Here is a 17572-nt window from a genome sequence, read left to right as displayed (position 1 = left end):
CCATCGCCGCCCCGTCTCAAGCTTCATGCAGCGCTCTTTGAAATCAAGGAACTGGGCGAGTAGCCCCTTGTTGGACGACCATCATGACTCGAATCCGATTCGTAGAGCCGCGCAGGCACAGGTTGGTAAGGGCGAAGGACACGCTCCGGCTGTTGCTGGGATATGGACTTGCGGCTCTTGTCGTGTGGGGATTCCTTACCTTGGGTTCGGCGAGAGCCCAAGACGCGTTCTACCAGCCCGAGAGCGGTGAACTCGCAGGGCGTCCCGGTTCCGTCATCCGCTCGGAGGCCATGCCGTTTTCTCCGCAAGGTGCCACGGCGTCGCGTATCCTCTACCGTTCGGTCGGCCTGCACGGAGAGCTGATCGCGGTCTCCGGTGTCTTGATCGTGCCGGCCGATGGCAACAGCCCAAACCGTCCGATCGTCGCCTGGGCACATCCGACCAGCGGTGTTGCCACGGCCTGCGCGCCGTCTCTAACCCGCGGCGTCTATCGACAGATCCAAGGCCTTGAGCAACTGCTGCAACAGGGATTTGCTGTTGTTGCAACGGACTATCCCGGTCTCGGCGGCCCCGGTGTCCACCCTTACCTGATTGGCAACAGCGAAGGCCGCTCCGTGCTCGATTCCGTCCGTGCCGCGCGCGATCTGCTCGGTGAACGAGAGCCGACACGCTTTGCCGTCTGGGGCCACTCGCAGGGAGGGCAGGCGGCGCTTTACGCAGGCTTGTTGGCATCCACCTACGCGCCCGAGCTTAAACTGGTTGGCGTTGCCGCGGCAGCACCGGCAACCGATCTCAGCACGCTGATGCGCGACGACTTCGCCTCGAGCGGGGGCAGAGGGCTGACGGCCCTTACGCTTTGGTCCTGGTCACGGGTCTTCGACATCAAGCTCGACAATATTGTCGACGCGAATGCGATGCCCACGGTCGACACCCTTGCAGGCGGCTGCATCGAGACGATTTTCGACCTGTTGGAACGACGTCTCGAGGAACGCCCGCTAGCCAAGGACTTCCTGACGGTCACCGATATAAGCGCGGCGGAGCCGTGGAACGCCTTGCTGAAACGGAACACGCCCGGCCTCCTCCCAAGGCAGATTCCTATCTTCCTTGCACAAGGATTGGCCGATGGCATCGTTCGTCCCGACGTGACCATCTCCTATGTTCGCCGTCTCTGTGACAATGGCAGCAGCGTGGATTTCGTGACGCTTCCAAAAGTCGGACATGGCTTCATTGCACGTGACACAGCGAAAGACGCCGCCAAATGGATTGACGACAGGTTCGCAAGCGCAGCCGCACCCAGTGCATGCGCGCAGCTCCCGCAGGCAGTCGAAGCGGATTGAGCGATGAATGCTCATCTTCTCGCCGTCGGAACTTTTGAAACTCGGAATTCCTGTGGTCAAAGCCTTTGCCCAGGGATCTTCCAATGGTGTGAGCCTCCATCCTGATGATGCCCAAGGAGCGCGCATCCGCCTGATGGTCAGGTGATGTTCGTCAGTGGTCCGAAGAGTGGGGTACTCCGCAATCAATGCCGTCTATTCGCAATCGGGCGCAAGGCCCGATGTAATCGTCTATGGCAGCGACGAGATTGCGCGCGGCCTCATCGTTGGGGATCGTGCCGCTTCCTTGCCGCAGTGATTTCAATCGAGGCCATTAGGCCAAGCTGCTGCGTTCTTGGCTCTTTGGCGACAATCCGATCGGAGGATCGGAGCACAGAGACGTGCCGTGTCGACGCACGGCTTTCCGCGCTCATTATACACTTTCCAGCTTCGCGCGCGACGTTGCCAAACTCGCCGTGCCCGACATCGCTCGTGGGCGAGGTCCGGCATGAGTAAAGCCCTCTCCAGAAAACAATCAAATGCGAGATTGACATTTGTCGAAATGTAATTGACACTTGTAAAAATCGCTCCAATGGAGAGGGCGCGATAGTCCATCGATCCACCTGAACGGTAGACGATGTTGGGAGGAGTTGAGGTGGAATATCTTCTTGATGTCGAGGGACTGAAGAAGTCCTTCAATGGTGTCGCGGCCCTGCGCGACGGACGTTTTCAGCTCAAGGCTGGGTCCGTGCACGCGCTATGCGGTGGCAATGGCGCCGGAAAATCCACGTTCCTCAAGATCCTGATGGGCATCCACAAGCGCGACGCTGGCTCGATTCGTCGCCGTGGCGTGGACGTGGAGTTCTCCGGTCCGGCGGCGGCCTTGGCATCGGGTATCGCCATCATTGAGCAGGAGCTCAGCCCCGTTCCGCACATGACAGTCGCGGAAAACATCTATCTGGGCAGGGAGCCGTCGGGTCGTTTCGGCGGCATCGATTTCAAGACGATGAACCAGAATGCGCAGCGGCTGCTGGAGCAACTCGAGTTCAACATCCGCCCGACGCAGTTCATGATGAACCTGTCGGTCGCGCAGATCCAGCTGGTCGAGATCGCCAAGGCGCTGAGCCACGATGCTGAAGTGATCTTCATGGACGAGCCGACCTCGGCAATCGGCGAGAAGGAAGCGCAGCAGCTTTTCAAGACCATCGAGCGATTGAAAGCTGCCGGAAAGGGTGTCGTTTACGTCTCCCACCGCCTGTCCGAGATTTTCCAGATTGCCGACGCCTACACCGTGTTCCGTGATGGTTTGTACATCGGTGCGGGCGACCTTGCGGATATCGATCGTCCTGAATTGATCCGGATGATCGTCGGCCGTGAACTCGGCGAAGAATACGTCAAGACCAACACGCCGACCGACGTCACCGGGCTTGAGGTCGCGGGTTTGAGCGCGACGGGCAAGGTCGAGGATGTGTCCTTCGCCGTCAAGAAAGGCGAGATTTTCGGTATTTACGGGCTGATGGGCTCCGGCCGCTCGGAGATCTTCAATTGCCTGTTCGGTCTCGACCGGATGGACAAGGGTGAGATCAAGCTTGATGGCAAGGCGATCACCGTCAGCAAGCCGGTCGACGCGATGGAGCACGGGCTTGCCTTTGTCACCGAGGATCGCAAGCTGACGGGCCTCAATCTCGTCGACAGCGTCAGGGGCAACATCGCGCTCGCCAGCCTGCCGGAATTCAGCCCGGGCTTCGTCATGCGTCGCGGCCAGGAGCAGGCTGCCAGCCAAAAGATGATCGAACGCTTCGGTATCAAGACCGCGCGCGACACCATGGCGGTGTCGGGGTTATCAGGCGGCAACCAGCAGAAGGTCGTTCTCGGCAAGTGGTTCCTGCGCAACCCGAAGGTGTTGTTGCTGGACGAGCCGACGCGCGGCGTCGATGTCGGCGCCAAGCGCGAGATTTACCGCATCATCTGCGAATTCGCGGCCGCGGGAGGCACGGTGGTGATGATTTCATCGGAGATCGACGAGGTGCTCGGCATGTCCGACCGCATCCTCGTCATGCGCAACGGTCGCTCGGCGGGCGTCTATCCGCGGTCCGAGACCGACGCGCAGGCGCTGGTGCATCTGTCGACGTAATCGGCGCACCGCGAATTTCTCAATACGGATCGGCATGGGAAGAGGTCAGAAACAGTGTCCCTTACAGATAACAAACCAACGACGGGCTGGTTCAACTCGGATCGCCGCAGGCTGCTCATTCAGGAATACGGCATCTTTCTCGCCTTCCTGCTTCTGTCCGTGATCCTGTCGTTTTCCAACGAGTACTTCCTCACGGCCGGCAATATCTCGAACGTGCTGTTGCAGACGTCGATCAACGGTGTTCTCGCGATCGGCATGACCTTCGTCATCCTGACGCGCGGCATCGATCTGTCTGTCGGGTCGGTCGTGGCGCTTGCAGGCATCGTCAGCGCCAGTTTCGTCACGACCTCGGCAACAGCCGGTATTGCGGGTGCGCCTTATCCTGCAGCCGTCGCTTTGCTGGTCGGTATCGGCGTGGGCCTGGCCTGTGGCGCCATCGTCGGTTTCATCGTGTCCCGCTTCGCCGTTCCAGCCTTCGTAGCCACGCTCGGCATGCTGTCGGCGGCGCGTGGCATGACCCTGATCTATGGTGGCGGAAAGCCTGTGCCGGCGCTGATCCCGGAGTTTCGCTGGATTGGCACCGGAAACATCCTCGGCGTGCCTATGCCGGTGGTCATTCTTGCCGTCGTCTTCATCGTGTCCTGGTGGGTCCTGACGCGCACGCGCTTTGGCCGCTACATCTATGCCGTTGGCGGCAACCCGCATGCCGCGATCACCTCGGGCATCAACGTCACCCGCATCCGGTTCGCCGTCTACGGCATCTCGGGCTCGCTTGCAGGTCTCGCCGGCATGATACTGTCCGCCCGCACGGGATCGGCGCTGCCGCAGGCCGGCATCGCCTACGAACTCGATGCCATCGCAGCCGTGGTCATCGGTGGCACCAGCCTCTCGGGCGGTGTCGGTCGGGTTACCGGAACGCTGATCGGCGCGCTCATCATCGGCGTTATGAACAACGGCCTCGATCTGATGGGTATCCAATCCTACTACCAGCAGGTGCTCAAGGGCGCGCTCATCGTCGGCGCCGTCATGCTGGATCAGAAGCGAAATCAAGGTCTTTGACCTGATAATTCGGATCGCATCCGCGATCCGTTGGCAAACCGCGCGTCATACCGGCGACCGGACATCTCTATGGAGGAGAAACAGATGAAGAAGTTGATGCTCGCACTTATCGCCAGTGCGGCGATCCTTACTGCGCCTGCCATGGCCCAGGAAAAGAAGCTGAAGATCGGCGCCACGACCTACGGCCTGAACGCCGAGTTCATGCAGATCTGGTCGGCCGCGTTGAAGCAGCATCCGGCAGTGAAGAGCGGTCAGGTGGAGCTGACGGTGTTCGACGGCCGCTATGACGCGCTGGTCCAGCAGGAACAGTTCAACACCATGATCACGCAGAAGTTCGACGCGATCATCTTCGTGCCGATGGATATCGAAGCCGGTGCCGCTGCCGTTCAGGCCGCCCATGATGCCGGTATCCCTGTTGTCGGCTCCAACGCCCGCGTCAACTCCGATCTCCTGACCTCCTATGTCGGCTCGAACGACGTGGAAGCAGGCGAACTCGAAGCCAAGGCTGTTCTCGACAAGATGGGTTGCAAGGGCAACCTGGTCATCCTCGAAGGCCCGATCGGACAGTCCGGCCAGATCCAGCGCCTTGAAGGCAACGAAAAGGCGCTCAAGGCGTGCCCTGACGTCAAGGTTCTCGAAAAGCAGACCGCCAACTGGTCGCGCGCCGAAGCCCAGACCTTGATGGAAAACTGGCTGACGTCGCATCCGGGCCAGATCAACGGTGTCATCGGCCAGAACGACGAAATGGCGCTCGGCGCGATCGAGGCGATCAAGGCTGCAAACCTGAAGGTTGAAGACTTCGCAATCGCCGGCGTCGACGGCGTCACCGATGCCATCAATGCCGTCAAGCGCGGCGAAATGGCCTCGATCCTGCAGGATGCCAACGCACAGGCACAGGGCGCGCTCGATGTCGCCATCAAGGCCGCGAACAAGGACGCCAAGCCGGAATCGGCGATCTGGACCCAGTATCCGGAAATGAAGTGGGAAGATGGCGCCTCCAAGGACTATCTCGTCCCCTGGACGCCGGTCACCAAGGAAAATGCCGACAAGCTGCTTGAATCCCGCAAGTAACGAACGCAAAGCCAGGGCGGTATCACGCCGCCCTGGCATCCACATCGCAAGGGCTTGAAGAGATGACAGACACTGCTCCCCAGATTGACCTCAATTTCCCCCTGACAGGCAAGATTGCCGTCGTGACCGGCGCTGCATCCGGGATCGGCTCGGCGATCTCCGACGCGCTGACGGCAAAAGGTGCCACGGTAGCCGTGCTCGATATCAACGCCGATATCGCCGCTGCCAAGGCGACCGCGCTCGGTGGCGGTGCAAAATCCTTCGTCTGTGACGTCTCCCAGCCGGACTCGGTCAATCGCGCCATATCGGATGTCGTCGCCGCGTTCGGCCGCATCGACATTGCCGTCAACAGCGCCGGCGTCGTCTTCCTGGCGCCCGCCGAAGATCTGTCGCTCGACTATTGGGACAAGACGATCAACATCAATCTCAAAGGCAGCTTTCTCGTCACCCAGGCTGTCGGTCGCGCCATGATCGCTGCAGGAAAAGGCGGCAAGATCATCAATCTCGCGTCGCAGGCGGGTACCGTCGCGATCGAGGAGCATGTTGCCTACTGCGCCTCGAAATTCGGTGTCATCGGCATGTCGAAGACCTTCGCTGCCGAATGGGGCAAGTACGGGATCACCGTCAACACCATCTCGCCGACCGTGGTCCTGACCGAACTCGGCAAGAAGGCCTGGGCTGGTGAAAAGGGAGAGGCCGCCAAGAAGCGCATTCCGACCGGCCGTTTCGCCTATCCCGAGGAGATCGCCGCCGCCGCCGTTTTCCTGGTTTCGGACGGCGCGAACATGATCAACGGCGCCGATCTTCTGATCGATGGCGGCTACACAATTCTCTGAGCCGAAGCGCCAGGACATTTTCAAGGAGACTTCATGCAACGGTTCGTCAACAATCCCGATCTCGTCGTCGAGGATACAGTCAAGGGTTTCATCAAGGCCCATTCCGATATCGTGCGGCTTGCCGAAAATCCGCGCGTCGTTGTCGCCAAGAACGCGCCGGTGAGCGGCAAGGTCGGCGTGATCACCGGCGGTGGCTCCGGCCACGAGCCCGGCTTCATGGGCTACACCGGCAAGAACATGCTTGATGCCGTTGCCGTCGGCGAATTGTTCTCTTCCCCGACCGCCAAGAGCTTCCATGATGCCATTCGCGCGGCTGACGGCGGGGCAGGCGTGGTTTGCCTCTACGGCAATTATGCCGGCGACAATATGAACGTGAAGATGGCAACGAAGCTCGCCGCCAAGGATGGTATCGAGGTTGCGACCGTCGTTGCCAACGACGACGTCTGCTCGGCGCCGCTGTCGGAGCGCGAAAAGCGCCGCGGTGTTGCCGGCGAAATCTTCATGTGGAAGATCGGTAGCGCCAAGGCGACGCAGGGCGGCAGCCTCGAAGAGGTTCGCGCCGCTGCCCAGAAGGCGATCGACAACTGCCGCTCGATCGGCGTCGGCCTCGGCCCGTGTACCCTGCCGGCCGTCGGTCATCCGAATTTCCAGATCGAGCCGGGCACGATGGAGGTCGGTATCGGCCATCACGGCGAGCCTGGTGTACGCGTCGAGCCGCTGAAGCAGGCCGCAGACGTCGCGAAGGATATGTGCAAGATCGTTCTCGATGATCACAACCTTCCCGCCGGCACGGAGGTTGCGGTCCTCGTCTCGGGCCTAGGCGCCACACCGCTCAACGAACTCTATATCCTGAACGACACCATCGAGAGCGAGATCACCGGCCGGGGCCTCGTCGTCTACAAAACCTATGTCGGCAACTATTTCACATCGCTTGAAATGGTCGGCGCGACGTTGACGGTCTTTGCGCTCGATGCTGAGACCAAGCCGCTTCTCGACCTCGAAACGTCCTGCACAATCTTGCTCTGAGGAACTCTGACATGCAAACTTTCAAGAACGCCTCGGCGGGCGCGATCGTCCTTTCGCTGGCGGAACGCATCATCGAAAATCGGGCCTATCTCAGCGAGATCGACGGCAAGATCGGCGATGGCGACCACGGGGTCAACATGGCCAAGGGCTTTGGCATGGCGGCGGAGCGGCTTAAGGGGCAGGACCCCTCGCTCAGTGGTGCCTTTGAAACGCTCGGCACGCTGCTGATGACGGAGATTGGCGGCTCGATGGGCCCGCTTTACGGGGTGATGTTCACCGAATTCGGCGAGACGCTCGAAGGCAAGGACGCGGTGGACGCCAGGTTGTTCAGCCAGATGCTGCATGCCGGTCTGGATGGCATTCAGTCGATCGGGTCGGCCAAGGTTGGCGACAAGACGCTGATCGACGCCTTCGTTCCGGCGGTCAATGCCTTCGACGAGGCCACGGCGTCTGGGAAGTCATTCGCGGATGCACTCTCGGCCCTTGCCGACGCGGCCGAAAAGGGACGCGATTCGACAATCGACCTCGTCGCGAAAATTGGCCGTGCCAGCCGTCTCGGCGAGCGGTCGCTCGGCATTCTGGACGCAGGCGCCACCTCCTGCGCTCTCATTTTGAAGGAGATTTCCGTGGGCGTCTCTTCTCGCCTGGAAAATGCTTGATCTCGCAGTCTGTTTCCCAAGACAGCGCGGCCCGTCCTTTGGCGGTGGGTCGCGCGCCGCGCGGTTGCAAACGGGCCGCATTGGCGGCATCTTCCCGGCACATCTAAGCGGGAGTTCATTCCAGAGTGGCAACGGTTAAGACACAGCAGGCGAGAAAAGCCGGCGCAGGCAAGAGCGATCTCGCACAGGCACCGGATGCGATGCCGCTGCGCTATGGCGACGACCCCTATGTCTGGGCGTGCTGGCTCTATTACGAGGATGGGCTGACGCAGGGCGAGATCGCCGACGTCATGGGCATATCCCGCGCAACCGTGAACAGCTACCTCGCCGAAGCGCGTGAGCGCGGCATTGTCAACATCGCGATCGAGCCTGCCCGCCTTGCTTCACTGACGGTAGCGCAGGCACTCAAACGGCATTTTGGCCTGACGGACTGTCTTGTCGTTCCGAGCGAGGATACCGCCAGACCGTTGATCGACAGGATCGGTGCCGCAGGTGGTCAGGCGTTGCATCGGCTGGTCAAGTCGGGCGATACGATCGCCGTGTCGTGGGGGCGTACGGTGCTGGCGATAAGCGAGCACGCAGAGGTTCCCGGCTTGCAGGACGTGACGGTCGTGCAGGCGACCGGCGGTACGCGCGCGAGCTTTGCCTATACACCAGAGCTCTGTGCGACGGCGCTCGCCAACGCCATCAACGGCAAGCTGATCAATATTTCCGCGCCCGCCATTGTCTCCGCCCCCGGCGTGCGCGATGCATTTCTGCAGGAGCCCCTGATCGAGAGCCAGTTCGACGCGCTTGCCGCCGCCAACAAGGCACTTTTTGGTATTTCTTCGCTGCGTCCCAATTCCACCATCCATACCAGCGGCTTTTTCGAATCCGTTCCGCTGCAGGATTATCTTGCCAAGGGCGCCGTCGGCGTGGTGGCCGGTCGTTTCATCGATGTGCATGGCCGCGCGGTGGCAGGGCCGCTCGACGATCGAACGATCGGCATTTCCCTTGAGATGCTCAAGAACATCGATTTGCGTATCGCCGCCGCAGGTGGCTTCGACAAGGTGCCAGCCATCCTTGCGGCTTTGCGCGGCGGCTATGTCAACGTGCTGATCACGGATGCCGCGACCGGCCGCGGCATTCTCAATGCCGATGGCGTGACCGATATCGATCAGCGGTCGTCGCAGCGTCTGCGGCCCGAAAGTCAAGCGCCGTTGCCATCCGCTGCGCGAATGCGCGTGAAGAAGTTTCTGAACGATCCGGACAAGATCGTCGAGGAGATGCTGGATGGCGTGGTGCGTGCGCATCGCAATTATCTGTCGCCGATCGACAAATCCAATCGCGCCCTGATCGCGCGGGACGGGCCGAGACCTGGAAAGGTCGGCCTGGTCATCGGCGGCGGATCCGGACACGAGCCGGGCTTCCTGGGCTATATCGGCAAGGGGCTTGCCGATGCCGTTGCGGTCGGGAACATCTTCTCGTCGCCTCCTCCGATCCCCATCCTTCATTGCGCGAAGGCGGCATCGGGTGGCGCGGGCGTTCTTTTCGTCTACGGCAACTATGCCGGCGACGTGATGAACTTCGAGATGGCCGCGGAGATGGCCGAGACGGCGGGTATTCCAATCCGAACGGTTCTGACCACAGACGACATCACCTCTTCGCCAATCGAGGACCGCGATGGCCGCCGCGGCGTGGCAGGCAATTTCTTCACCTTCAAGATCGCAGGCGCGGCCTGCGATCGCGGTCTGTCGCTCGACCTTTGTGAAGCCGTGACCCGCAAGGCAAACATGCGGACCTATACGGTCGGCGTTGCGCTCGAAGCGTGCTCCATGCCGCAGACCCAGCGCCCCAACTTCGAGATCGGAGCGGAGGATATCGAGTTCGGCATGGGGATTCATGGCGAGCCGGGCGTCATTCGCGAGAAGATGATCAGCGCTGACGAGATCGTCGACAAGGTGATGGACCGGATTTTCGCCGAGATGAGAGCGGTCGAAGGCAGTCGTGTTGCTGTCCTCGTCAACTCGTTCGGGGCGACGCCGATGATGGAGCTCTACGTTCTGTTCCGGCGCGTCGAGCAGCGCTTGAGCGCCAAGGGCATCGTCATCGAAGCGAACTGGATCGGGCACTACTGCACGTCGCTCGACATGGTCGGGGCGTCGATCTCCATCATGGAGCTTGATGAGGAACTGACGGGGCTCCTGCATCATCCATGCGACACCGCAGTCTTGAAGATAACGTAATAAGCAGAGTGCGCCCGGCTCGTCGCCGGGGGCGTTCTGACGATGGGAGGGGAAACGATGGCAGAGAACGATGCACGCAAGCTGAACCGGATGTTCAACCGGATATCCAGCCTGATTGCCACGGAGAAGGATTACCTGACCGAGCTTGATGGCGCGATTGGCGACGCCGACCATGGCATTACCATGCTGCTCGGCTTTGGTGCCGTTTCCAGTGAACTGGCGCGATCCGATCTCGACGACATGTTGCCATCGGCGGTGATGACGATCGCCGCCTCTGTATTCCTCAATGCGGTTGGGGCCTCGACTGGCCCCTTGTATGCGACCGCCTTTTTGCGCGCTGCAAAGGCCTTGGAAGCGCGCCAGTCTCTGGATGTTGCTGGCCAGGTCGCCGTGTTGCAGGCGATGGCACTCGGAATACAAGAGCGAGGCAAGGGTCAACGTGGCGACAAGACCATGCTCGATACCTGGATCCCCGCAGCAGAAGCGGGCGGCGCTGCACTGGCGCGCGCGAGCGGGCCTGCGGAACTGTGGCGCGAAGTGGTCGCGGCAGGCGAGGGAGGTGCTGAGGCCACACGTTCGATGGTCGCGGTACGCGGACGTGCCGCCAGACTGGGCGAACGTTCACTCGGCCATGTCGATCCCGGAGCGGCTTCGGCGGTTCTCATTTTGAAGGCCATGGCGGAAGTTTTCGCGGATTGAGCTTTGTCAGGTGACAGCCTGCAGCAGTGCTGCCCGGTTCTGGGCCGCACACCTTAAGCGCATGTCCGTTTAAGTCGGTTCCGGAACCCTTGTTTCGGTGTCCGCCCACCGAGCGATCAATCAACCGATCACCACATTATCGAGCTGCCGCAGGTCGGCTAGAACCTCAAGTCGGTAATAATCTTCCTGATCCGAATTCGGCCATCGCTCGTTTTAGAGATTTGGCCAGCTGCCGCTTGACTCTATCGTTGATACGTATCAATAATGAATTGTTACGTATCAACGACGGAATTTAATGTGTCTGGTCGCAGAATAACGCAGAAGGAAGTGGCAGAGCGAGCCGGCGTTGCGCAGGCCACGGTGTCGCTTGTCTTGAACGGCGGCAGGGACAAGGTTGCGCCGGAAACGGCTGATCGCATCGAGGCTGTCATTGCCGAACTCGGCTATCAGCCCAACCGGTTTGCACAGGCGTTGCGCACCAGCCGATCGCATGTGATTGCCTGTGTCGTTCCGGATTTGACGAACCCATTTTACCCCTCGCTTGTCGTTGCCGTTCAGAAGGTTGTGCGCAATGCCGGCTATGAGGTGATCACGATCGACACCGAAGGCGAGCTCGCGAACGAGCGGCAGGTGGTCGCCGCCGCCTTGCAGGGGCGCTATGACGGTGTGGTTGGTGTCTTCTTCAACCTGTCCGCCCGTGATCTTGCGCCGCTTGGCAAGAATGGCGTCCCGGTCGTGCGCATCGAGGTGCGGCGCAAATCCGGCGGTTCGCTTCCGATAGATGATCTGTTTATTGACAACCAGGCTGCTGCGCGCGCCGTCACGGCCCATCTTCTCGGTCTCGGTCACCGCGCCATTGCCATGGTCGCCGCTCGTGGCGGTCCGCAAAGCGTTCGTCTTCAGGGTTATCTCGATGCCATGGCTGCGAGCGGCGCTGAGCCGATTGTTCTGGAGGCCACGCATTTCACCGTCGAGGCGGGCAGCGAGATGGCGGATCGCATCGTGGCGAGTGGGCGGCGGGTCACGGCCATCATTGCTGCCAACGATCTGATGGCAATTGGTGTCATCAAGAGTCTGCTTCGAAACGGGTTGTCGGTACCCCGCGATATTTCCGTCGCGGGCTTCGACGACATCATGGCCTCGGCACTTGTCACTCCAGGGCTGACAACGGTGGCGCAGTTCCAGGATCGCCTCGGCGCGCGTGCGGCCGAAAAACTTCTGTCGCGTCTGATTTCCCGTGAAACCGAACCAGCCCAGCCCGAGGAGATGCCGTTTGAGCTCGTCATCCGAGCATCGGTCGCTCCGCCGCCAGGCGTACAGAATTAATCCATCGAACAAGGGAGGAGTGAACATGACCAAGATGAAGACGAAATTGCTTGCCGCTGCCGCTATCGTCATCGGCGCCGCTCATATCGCCGTCGCCCAGGATCGCGTGACTTGGTGGTATGAGCAGGCGACCCCCGATCAGCAGAAGCTGATCAAGGAGAATATCGTCGAACCTTTCGACAAGGCCAATCCGGAGCAGAGCCTGAAGATCGACTATCGCGGCACCGAGCTCGACAAGCAGCTGCGCGTGGCCATGCTCTCCGGCAACGGTCCCGATGTCGTCTACACGGCGGGCCCGAGCTACGTCGCGCCGATGGCCCAGTCGGGCCAGCTCATGCCGCTCGACGATTATGCCGCCAAGTACAAGTGGCAGGATCGCATCCTGCCGGTCTTCCTGAAAATGGGCGAGTATAACGGCAAGCTCTATGCGCTGCCGAAGACCTATGAGACCGTTGGTCTCTTCTACAACAAGACCTTGTTTGAAAAGCACGGCTGGCAGGCGCCCAAAACGCTTGACGAGATGGAAACGCTCGCCGACGCGATGTTGAAAGAAGGCATCACGCCTTTCGCCGCCGGCAACGCCGATTGGCGCGGCGCCAATGAATGGTTCGTGACGCTGGCGCTCAACTCCGTCGCTGGTCCCGACAATCTCAACAAGGCGTTGCGTGGCGAAATGCCCTGGACGGCCGAGCCTTTCGTCAAGTCGATCGACCGCCTGAACTCGTGGTGGCAGAAGGGCTATTTCGGCAAGAACTACTTCTCGCTGACCAGCAGCGAGCAGGCGGCTGACGCGATGGCCTCCGGAAAAGCCGGCATGATGCCGACCGGCACATGGCAGTTCCAGAACGTTGCGACCTACGGCAAGAAAGCCGGATCCGAGGCCGGCTTCGTCGGCTTCCCGAGTGCGTCCGGCGATCCGATCTTCCCGCTCGGGATCGGCTCGACCTTCTCGATCGCGACCAAGGCGAAGAACCCCGAAGGTGCGGCCACGGTCATCAATTACGTCTTCTCGCCTGAAGTCTACGGCACGATGAACTCCGCCTGGCAGGGCGAGTGGAATATCCCGCTCAAGGATATCTCGAGCGTCAAGATGGCGAGTGAGGTGTCCCCGCTCTTTACCGAGACGATGAAGAACCTGTCCGCCTCGGTTGCCGACGGAAAATACGGCTACACCACCTGGACCTTCCTGCCGCCTGCGACCGACAGCTACATCATCAACGGCATCGAGGAAGTCTGGCTGAAGAAGATCTCGCCAACGGACTATCTGACCAAGCTCGACGAGTCCTTCCAGAAGGAATCCAAAGCCGGAAAGGCGCCTGCCGTCCCGGCTCGCTGATCAGGACCTTGTGAGGCGCGCTTAGCGCGCGCCTTCTGCCCGCCTTCCACCGGTTTCCGGTGGCGGGGCAGGCCGGATCATGCCCGAAAAGGTAATACACATGCACAGACTCTATGTTCTGCCGACCCTCATCATAAACATCGTGATCATCGCCATTCCGGCGCTGCTGACGGTGGCGCTTGCCTTCTTCGAATGGGACGGCATCAGCACGCCTGTCTTCGTCGGGTTGGACAATTTCGCGGCGCTGTGGGACGACAGCGTGTTCTGGACGGCGCTCACCAACAACATCATCTGGACGATCATCTTCCTGACGGTGCCGATCGGCATGGGGCTGCTGGCGGCCACAATGCTTTTGGTTGCCCGTCGTGGCTCCAACACGTTCCAGGTCATCTACTTCCTCCCTGTTATCATAGCCACGGCCATTACCGGCCGTGTCTGGCAGGGCATGATCTATTCGCCGGTGACGGGTGTTACGGGCCTTCTCCAGCGGTTGGGTATCGAAATTGCGAACCCGCTGACAGAAACATCCAGCGCGCTTTACGGCATCGCCGTCGTCGATCTATGGCACTGGTGGGGCTTCCTATGCGTCATCTTCTTCGCCGCCCTTCGCCAGGTGCCGGCTGAACAGATCGAGGCAGCCCGCATCGAGGGAGCAACCTTCTTCCAGATGATCCGCTACGTACTGCTTCCAGGCATCATGCCGACCATCACCCTGATGATGATCATGACCGTCATCTGGTCGTTCCTCGTCTTCGACTTCGTCTACATCCTCACCCAGGGCGGCCCCGCCTATTCATCCGAAGTGCTGTCGACGCTGGCCTATCGTTCGGCCTTCTACGATCTCGCCGTCGGCAAGGCGGCCGCTGTTTCCGTCGTTATAAGCCTCTTCGGGTTGGCTGCCACTGTCCTCTATATCCGCGCGCAAGCATCGGAGTTCGAACAATGAACATGACCGAGAGCCGCCTCACGCTCACGCTCGTCTATGCGACGCTGTCGTTGCTGCTGATCATCACGCTATTTCCCATCGTGCTGATGGTCCTGAATTCGCTGAAGGCGTCCGCCGAGATCGTGCAAAATCCGCTTGCCTGGCCGGCGGAACTGCGTTGGGACAATTTTACCCGCGCATGGTCGGATGCCAACTTTGGGCGCACGCTCGTCAACTCGGCGGTTTTGACCGGGATGACGATCATCCTCGTCTGCACCACGGGTTCGCTGACGGCCTATGTTCTCGCCCGGCGCAAGATCAAGACTTGGAAAATCCTCACCTTCTATCTGCTGGCAAGCACCACGGCGCCGATCCAGCTCTTTCTCTTCCCGCTCTACTTCGGCTTTGCCCGCTTCGGGCTGATCAACAACCCGATTGCCGTGTCCTTCATCTACACGGCGGTCTACTCGCCCTTCGCCATCATGCTTCTGCGCACCTATTTTCTTGCCGTGCCCAAGGAGCTTGAGGAAGCTGCGTTGATCGACGGGGCGACGCATTGGCAGGTGTTCCGGCGCGTCTTCTTGCCCATCGTCTCGCCTGGCATCCTCACGGTCGCGCTTATCATCGGGCTTTACTCGTGGAACGAGTTCCTGATCGCAACCACCTTCCTGCAGGATCAGGACAGGCTGACGGCCGTCGTTTCCTTCTTCCTGCTGTCCGGCCAGTACTCGTCCGACTGGGGCGAGATCATGGCGGCGGCCCTCATCATCATTCTACCCATCGTAATTCTCTTCATCCTGCTGCAGCGCCATTTCATCGAAGGAATGGCCGGCGGTTCGGTGAAGGGCTGACAAGGAGCTTCAGATGTCCATACCTGCAGACTACAACAACCGTGTCTACGCCGGCGTTCTCGGCAAGCTGATCGGCGTCTATCTCGGCCGCCCGTTCGAAAACTGGCGCTACAAGGATATTCTCCAGAAGCTCGGACCGATCACCTACTACGTCCACGAACGGCTGGGCGATCCGCTTGTCGTCACCGACGACGATGTCGGCGGCACCTTCGCCTTCCCGCGTGCGCTTGACGACTACGGCATCTCGCCCGACCTTTCCGCCGAGGATATCGGCAAGGCTTGGCTGAACTACATCATCGAGGAGCGCTCTATCCTCTGGTGGGGCGGAGCCGGCAACTCGACCGAACACACCGCTTGGCTCAACCTGAAGCGCGGTATTCCCGCACCCGCCTCCGGTTCGATCGAAACCAATGGCGCAACGGTCGCCGAGCAGATCGGCGCTCAGATTTTCATCGACGGTTGGGCGCTCGTTTCTCCAGGCAATCCGGCGCAGGCCGCAAAGCTCGCGCGCGCGGCGGGTTCCGTCAGCCACGACGGTGAAGCGGTCCACGCCGCGGTGCTTTGGGCTGCGATGGAGGCGGAAGCCTTCGTCAGCAAGGATGTCAATCATCTGCTGGACACCGGCCTGTCCTATATTCCGAAGGACAGCCTGATCGCCAAGCTTGTCGCCGATATCCGCCACTGGACATCCGGCAACGAGGATTGGGAGGAAACCCGCCAAAGGATCGAAGACAACTACGGCTACGACAAGTATCCGGGCAATTGCCATGTCGTTCCGAACCATGCGTTGATGATCATGGCGCTGCTGCATGCGCCGCATGATTTCCAGCGTGGCCAGATGATCGTCAACACCTCCGGCTGGGATACGGATTGCAATGCCGGCAATCTCGGCTGCCTGCACGGAATCATGCTCGGCCTCGACGGGCTGGACGCCGGTCCGGATTGGCGCGGCCCGGTTGCCGACCGGCTCTACATGTCGACGGCCGACGGTGGTCGCTCGATCGCCGATGCCGTTGATGTTGCTCTCTGGCTTGCCAATCTCGGTCGCAAGCTTGCCGGCCAGGCCGCCGAACCGGCACCCAAGGATGGTGCCAAGTTCCACTTCTCGCTGCCAGGCTCTGTCCAGGGCTTCCGTCCGCAGACGGCCGATACTGCGCTCGCCGATCTCAAGGTGAGCGGCACGGGCAACGGTCTGGCGATCGATTTTTCCGCGCTTGCCCCGGGCCGCGAGGCGGCAACCACCACGCCCGTGTTTACGCCGGCCGAAGTGACGAAGATGCGCACCTATGATCTGATGGCCAGCCCGCGCATTCATGCCGGCCAGGTGCTGAAGGCGCGCGTCAGCGCCGATGCAGGCAACAAGGGGATCGTTGAAGCTAAGCTGCGCATTCGTCATTATGACGGCACGGACAACCTCGTCACCATCGACATGCCGAATGGCGAGTTGCTGGCAGCCGGCGCATCCGCCTCGCTCTCCTGGACTGTGCCGGAGACCGGATACCAGCCGATCGCCGAGGTTGGCCTGGTGCTGACGACGGCTGACGGCCGGGCAAACGGTCGTGTCGTCATCGACAGCCTGACCTGGGACGGCTGCCCGTCAGTGACCTTCCGCCGGCCCGAGGGTGCCGGCGATTTCTGGCGCCGTGCCTGGGTCAGCAATGTGCATTTCTTCTCCAAGCACTTCCCGCAGGATTTCCGCATCAGCCAGAACCGCGGCGATGGCATGATCATGCAGGGCACGCGCGACTGGACGGATTACGCGATCGAGGCGGATTTGATGCTGCACCTCGGTGATCACGGCGGTCTGGTGTTCCGCTCGCAAGGGCAGCGCCGATACTACGCCGCGCTGGTCACCCGTGCAGGTGAGTTGCAGATCGTCAGGTGCAAGGATGAGCATCGCAAGGTGCTTGCTTCCGTCGCGCTCGACGTCGAATTCGAGAAGGCCTTCACGCTGAAGGTTTCGGCCAAGGGTGGTCATTTTGAGGCGCGCGTTGGCGATGTCCGTGTCGAAGCCGAGGATACGGCTTTCGCAGGTGGATCGGCCGGCCTCATCATCCATGAAGGCGCATTGTCGGCCACGCGCATCGCAATCGGCGCAGCGTAAGGAGTGGC

The 17572-nt window shown here is 60.9% G+C and carries 15 protein-coding genes; all 15 read left to right on the top strand.

The annotated features are described in order from the left end of the window. Window positions 1–200 precede the first annotated feature (200 nt). The 15 genes from J5286_RS10230 (at window position 201) to J5286_RS10160 (ending at window position 17564) form a co-directional block, all read left to right on the top strand. Entirely contained in the window at window positions 201–1337 is a 1137-nt protein-coding gene (locus tag J5286_RS10230; RefSeq protein WP_245205667.1) for an alpha/beta fold hydrolase, read from the top strand. Between the two features lie 7 nt (window positions 1338–1344). Next, complete coding sequence (locus tag J5286_RS10225; RefSeq protein WP_209190238.1) at window positions 1345–1482, top strand: hypothetical protein; 138 nt, start codon at window positions 1345–1347, stop codon at window positions 1480–1482. A 486-nt stretch (window positions 1483–1968) separates the two neighbouring features. After that, complete coding sequence (locus J5286_RS10220; RefSeq protein WP_209190237.1) at window positions 1969–3447, top strand: sugar ABC transporter ATP-binding protein; 1479 nt, start codon at window positions 1969–1971, stop codon at window positions 3445–3447. Between the two features lie 54 nt (window positions 3448–3501). Further along, a complete protein-coding gene (locus J5286_RS10215; protein WP_112942327.1) occupies window positions 3502–4506 on the top strand; it encodes an ABC transporter permease in 1005 nt (334 codons plus the stop codon). Between the two features lie 84 nt (window positions 4507–4590). After that, window positions 4591–5577, top strand: a complete 987-nt coding sequence (locus J5286_RS10210; RefSeq protein WP_018897678.1) for a substrate-binding domain-containing protein — start codon at window positions 4591–4593, stop codon at window positions 5575–5577. A 62-nt stretch (window positions 5578–5639) separates the two neighbouring features. Continuing rightward, window positions 5640–6413: an SDR family oxidoreductase gene (locus J5286_RS10205; protein ID WP_209190236.1), complete on the top strand. Its 774-nt coding sequence runs from the start codon at window positions 5640–5642 to the stop codon at window positions 6411–6413. Window positions 6414–6446: 33 nt separating this feature from the next. After that, a complete protein-coding gene (locus tag J5286_RS10200) occupies window positions 6447–7439 on the top strand; it encodes a dihydroxyacetone kinase subunit DhaK (RefSeq protein ID WP_209190235.1) in 993 nt (330 codons plus the stop codon). Between the two features lie 11 nt (window positions 7440–7450). Next, the gene (gene dhaL / locus J5286_RS10195; protein WP_209190234.1) at window positions 7451–8098 is read left to right on the top strand and encodes a dihydroxyacetone kinase subunit DhaL; all 648 of its coding nucleotides are present in this window, start codon (window positions 7451–7453) and stop codon (window positions 8096–8098) included. Between the two features lie 200 nt (window positions 8099–8298). Then, complete coding sequence (locus J5286_RS10190; protein ID WP_245205761.1) at window positions 8299–10323, top strand: bifunctional sugar-binding transcriptional regulator/dihydroxyacetone kinase subunit DhaK; 2025 nt, start codon at window positions 8299–8301, stop codon at window positions 10321–10323. A gap of 57 nt (window positions 10324–10380) precedes the next feature. Beyond that, window positions 10381–11022 (top strand): dihydroxyacetone kinase subunit DhaL, encoded by a 642-nt coding sequence (dhaL, locus tag J5286_RS10185; RefSeq protein WP_209190232.1) that lies wholly within the window; start codon window positions 10381–10383, stop codon window positions 11020–11022. 297 nt (window positions 11023–11319) lie between these two features. After that, window positions 11320–12348, top strand: coding sequence for a LacI family DNA-binding transcriptional regulator (locus J5286_RS10180; protein WP_348529249.1), 1029 nt, complete (start codon window positions 11320–11322; stop codon window positions 12346–12348). Window positions 12349–12373: 25 nt separating this feature from the next. Continuing rightward, entirely contained in the window at window positions 12374–13684 is a 1311-nt protein-coding gene (locus J5286_RS10175; RefSeq protein WP_209190230.1) for an ABC transporter substrate-binding protein, read from the top strand. A gap of 100 nt (window positions 13685–13784) precedes the next feature. Then, the gene (locus tag J5286_RS10170; protein ID WP_018897686.1) at window positions 13785–14630 is read left to right on the top strand and encodes a carbohydrate ABC transporter permease; all 846 of its coding nucleotides are present in this window, start codon (window positions 13785–13787) and stop codon (window positions 14628–14630) included. Continuing rightward, complete coding sequence (locus J5286_RS10165) at window positions 14627–15460, top strand: carbohydrate ABC transporter permease (RefSeq protein ID WP_209190229.1); 834 nt, start codon at window positions 14627–14629, stop codon at window positions 15458–15460. The genes J5286_RS10170 and J5286_RS10165 overlap by 4 nt, the downstream gene beginning before the upstream one ends. 13 nt (window positions 15461–15473) lie before the next feature. Next, window positions 15474–17564 (top strand): ADP-ribosylglycohydrolase family protein, encoded by a 2091-nt coding sequence (locus J5286_RS10160; protein ID WP_209190228.1) that lies wholly within the window; start codon window positions 15474–15476, stop codon window positions 17562–17564. The last annotated feature ends 8 nt before the right edge of the window (window positions 17565–17572 follow it).

This window comes from Rhizobium sp. 16-488-2b, from assembly GCF_017741815.1.
Lineage (GTDB): Bacteria > Pseudomonadota > Alphaproteobacteria > Rhizobiales > Rhizobiaceae > Rhizobium.
The sequence above is the reverse complement of the archived record's forward strand: the minus strand, read 5'-3'. Positions and strand labels throughout refer to the sequence as shown.

Bases quoted from the DNA above. Each gene is read 5' to 3' on its own strand.
- J5286_RS10225 (WP_209190238.1), top strand. From the start codon at position 1,345: ATGCTCATCTTCTCGCCGTCGGAACTTTTGAAACTCGGAATTCCTGTG.
- J5286_RS10210 (WP_018897678.1), top strand. From the start codon at position 4,591: ATGAAGAAGTTGATGCTCGCACTTATCGCCAGTGCGGCGATCCTTACT.
- J5286_RS10205 (WP_209190236.1), top strand. From the start codon at position 5,640: ATGACAGACACTGCTCCCCAGATTGACCTCAATTTCCCCCTGACAGGC.
- J5286_RS10200 (WP_209190235.1), top strand. From the start codon at position 6,447: ATGCAACGGTTCGTCAACAATCCCGATCTCGTCGTCGAGGATACAGTC.
- dhaL (WP_209190234.1), top strand. From the start codon at position 7,451: ATGCAAACTTTCAAGAACGCCTCGGCGGGCGCGATCGTCCTTTCGCTG.
- J5286_RS10190 (WP_245205761.1), top strand. From the start codon at position 8,299: ATGCCGCTGCGCTATGGCGACGACCCCTATGTCTGGGCGTGCTGGCTC.
- dhaL (WP_209190232.1), top strand. From the start codon at position 10,381: ATGGCAGAGAACGATGCACGCAAGCTGAACCGGATGTTCAACCGGATA.
- J5286_RS10175 (WP_209190230.1), top strand. From the start codon at position 12,374: ATGACCAAGATGAAGACGAAATTGCTTGCCGCTGCCGCTATCGTCATC.
- J5286_RS10170 (WP_018897686.1), top strand. From the start codon at position 13,785: ATGCACAGACTCTATGTTCTGCCGACCCTCATCATAAACATCGTGATC.
- J5286_RS10165 (WP_209190229.1), top strand. From the start codon at position 14,627: ATGAACATGACCGAGAGCCGCCTCACGCTCACGCTCGTCTATGCGACG.
- J5286_RS10160 (WP_209190228.1), top strand. From the start codon at position 15,474: ATGTCCATACCTGCAGACTACAACAACCGTGTCTACGCCGGCGTTCTC.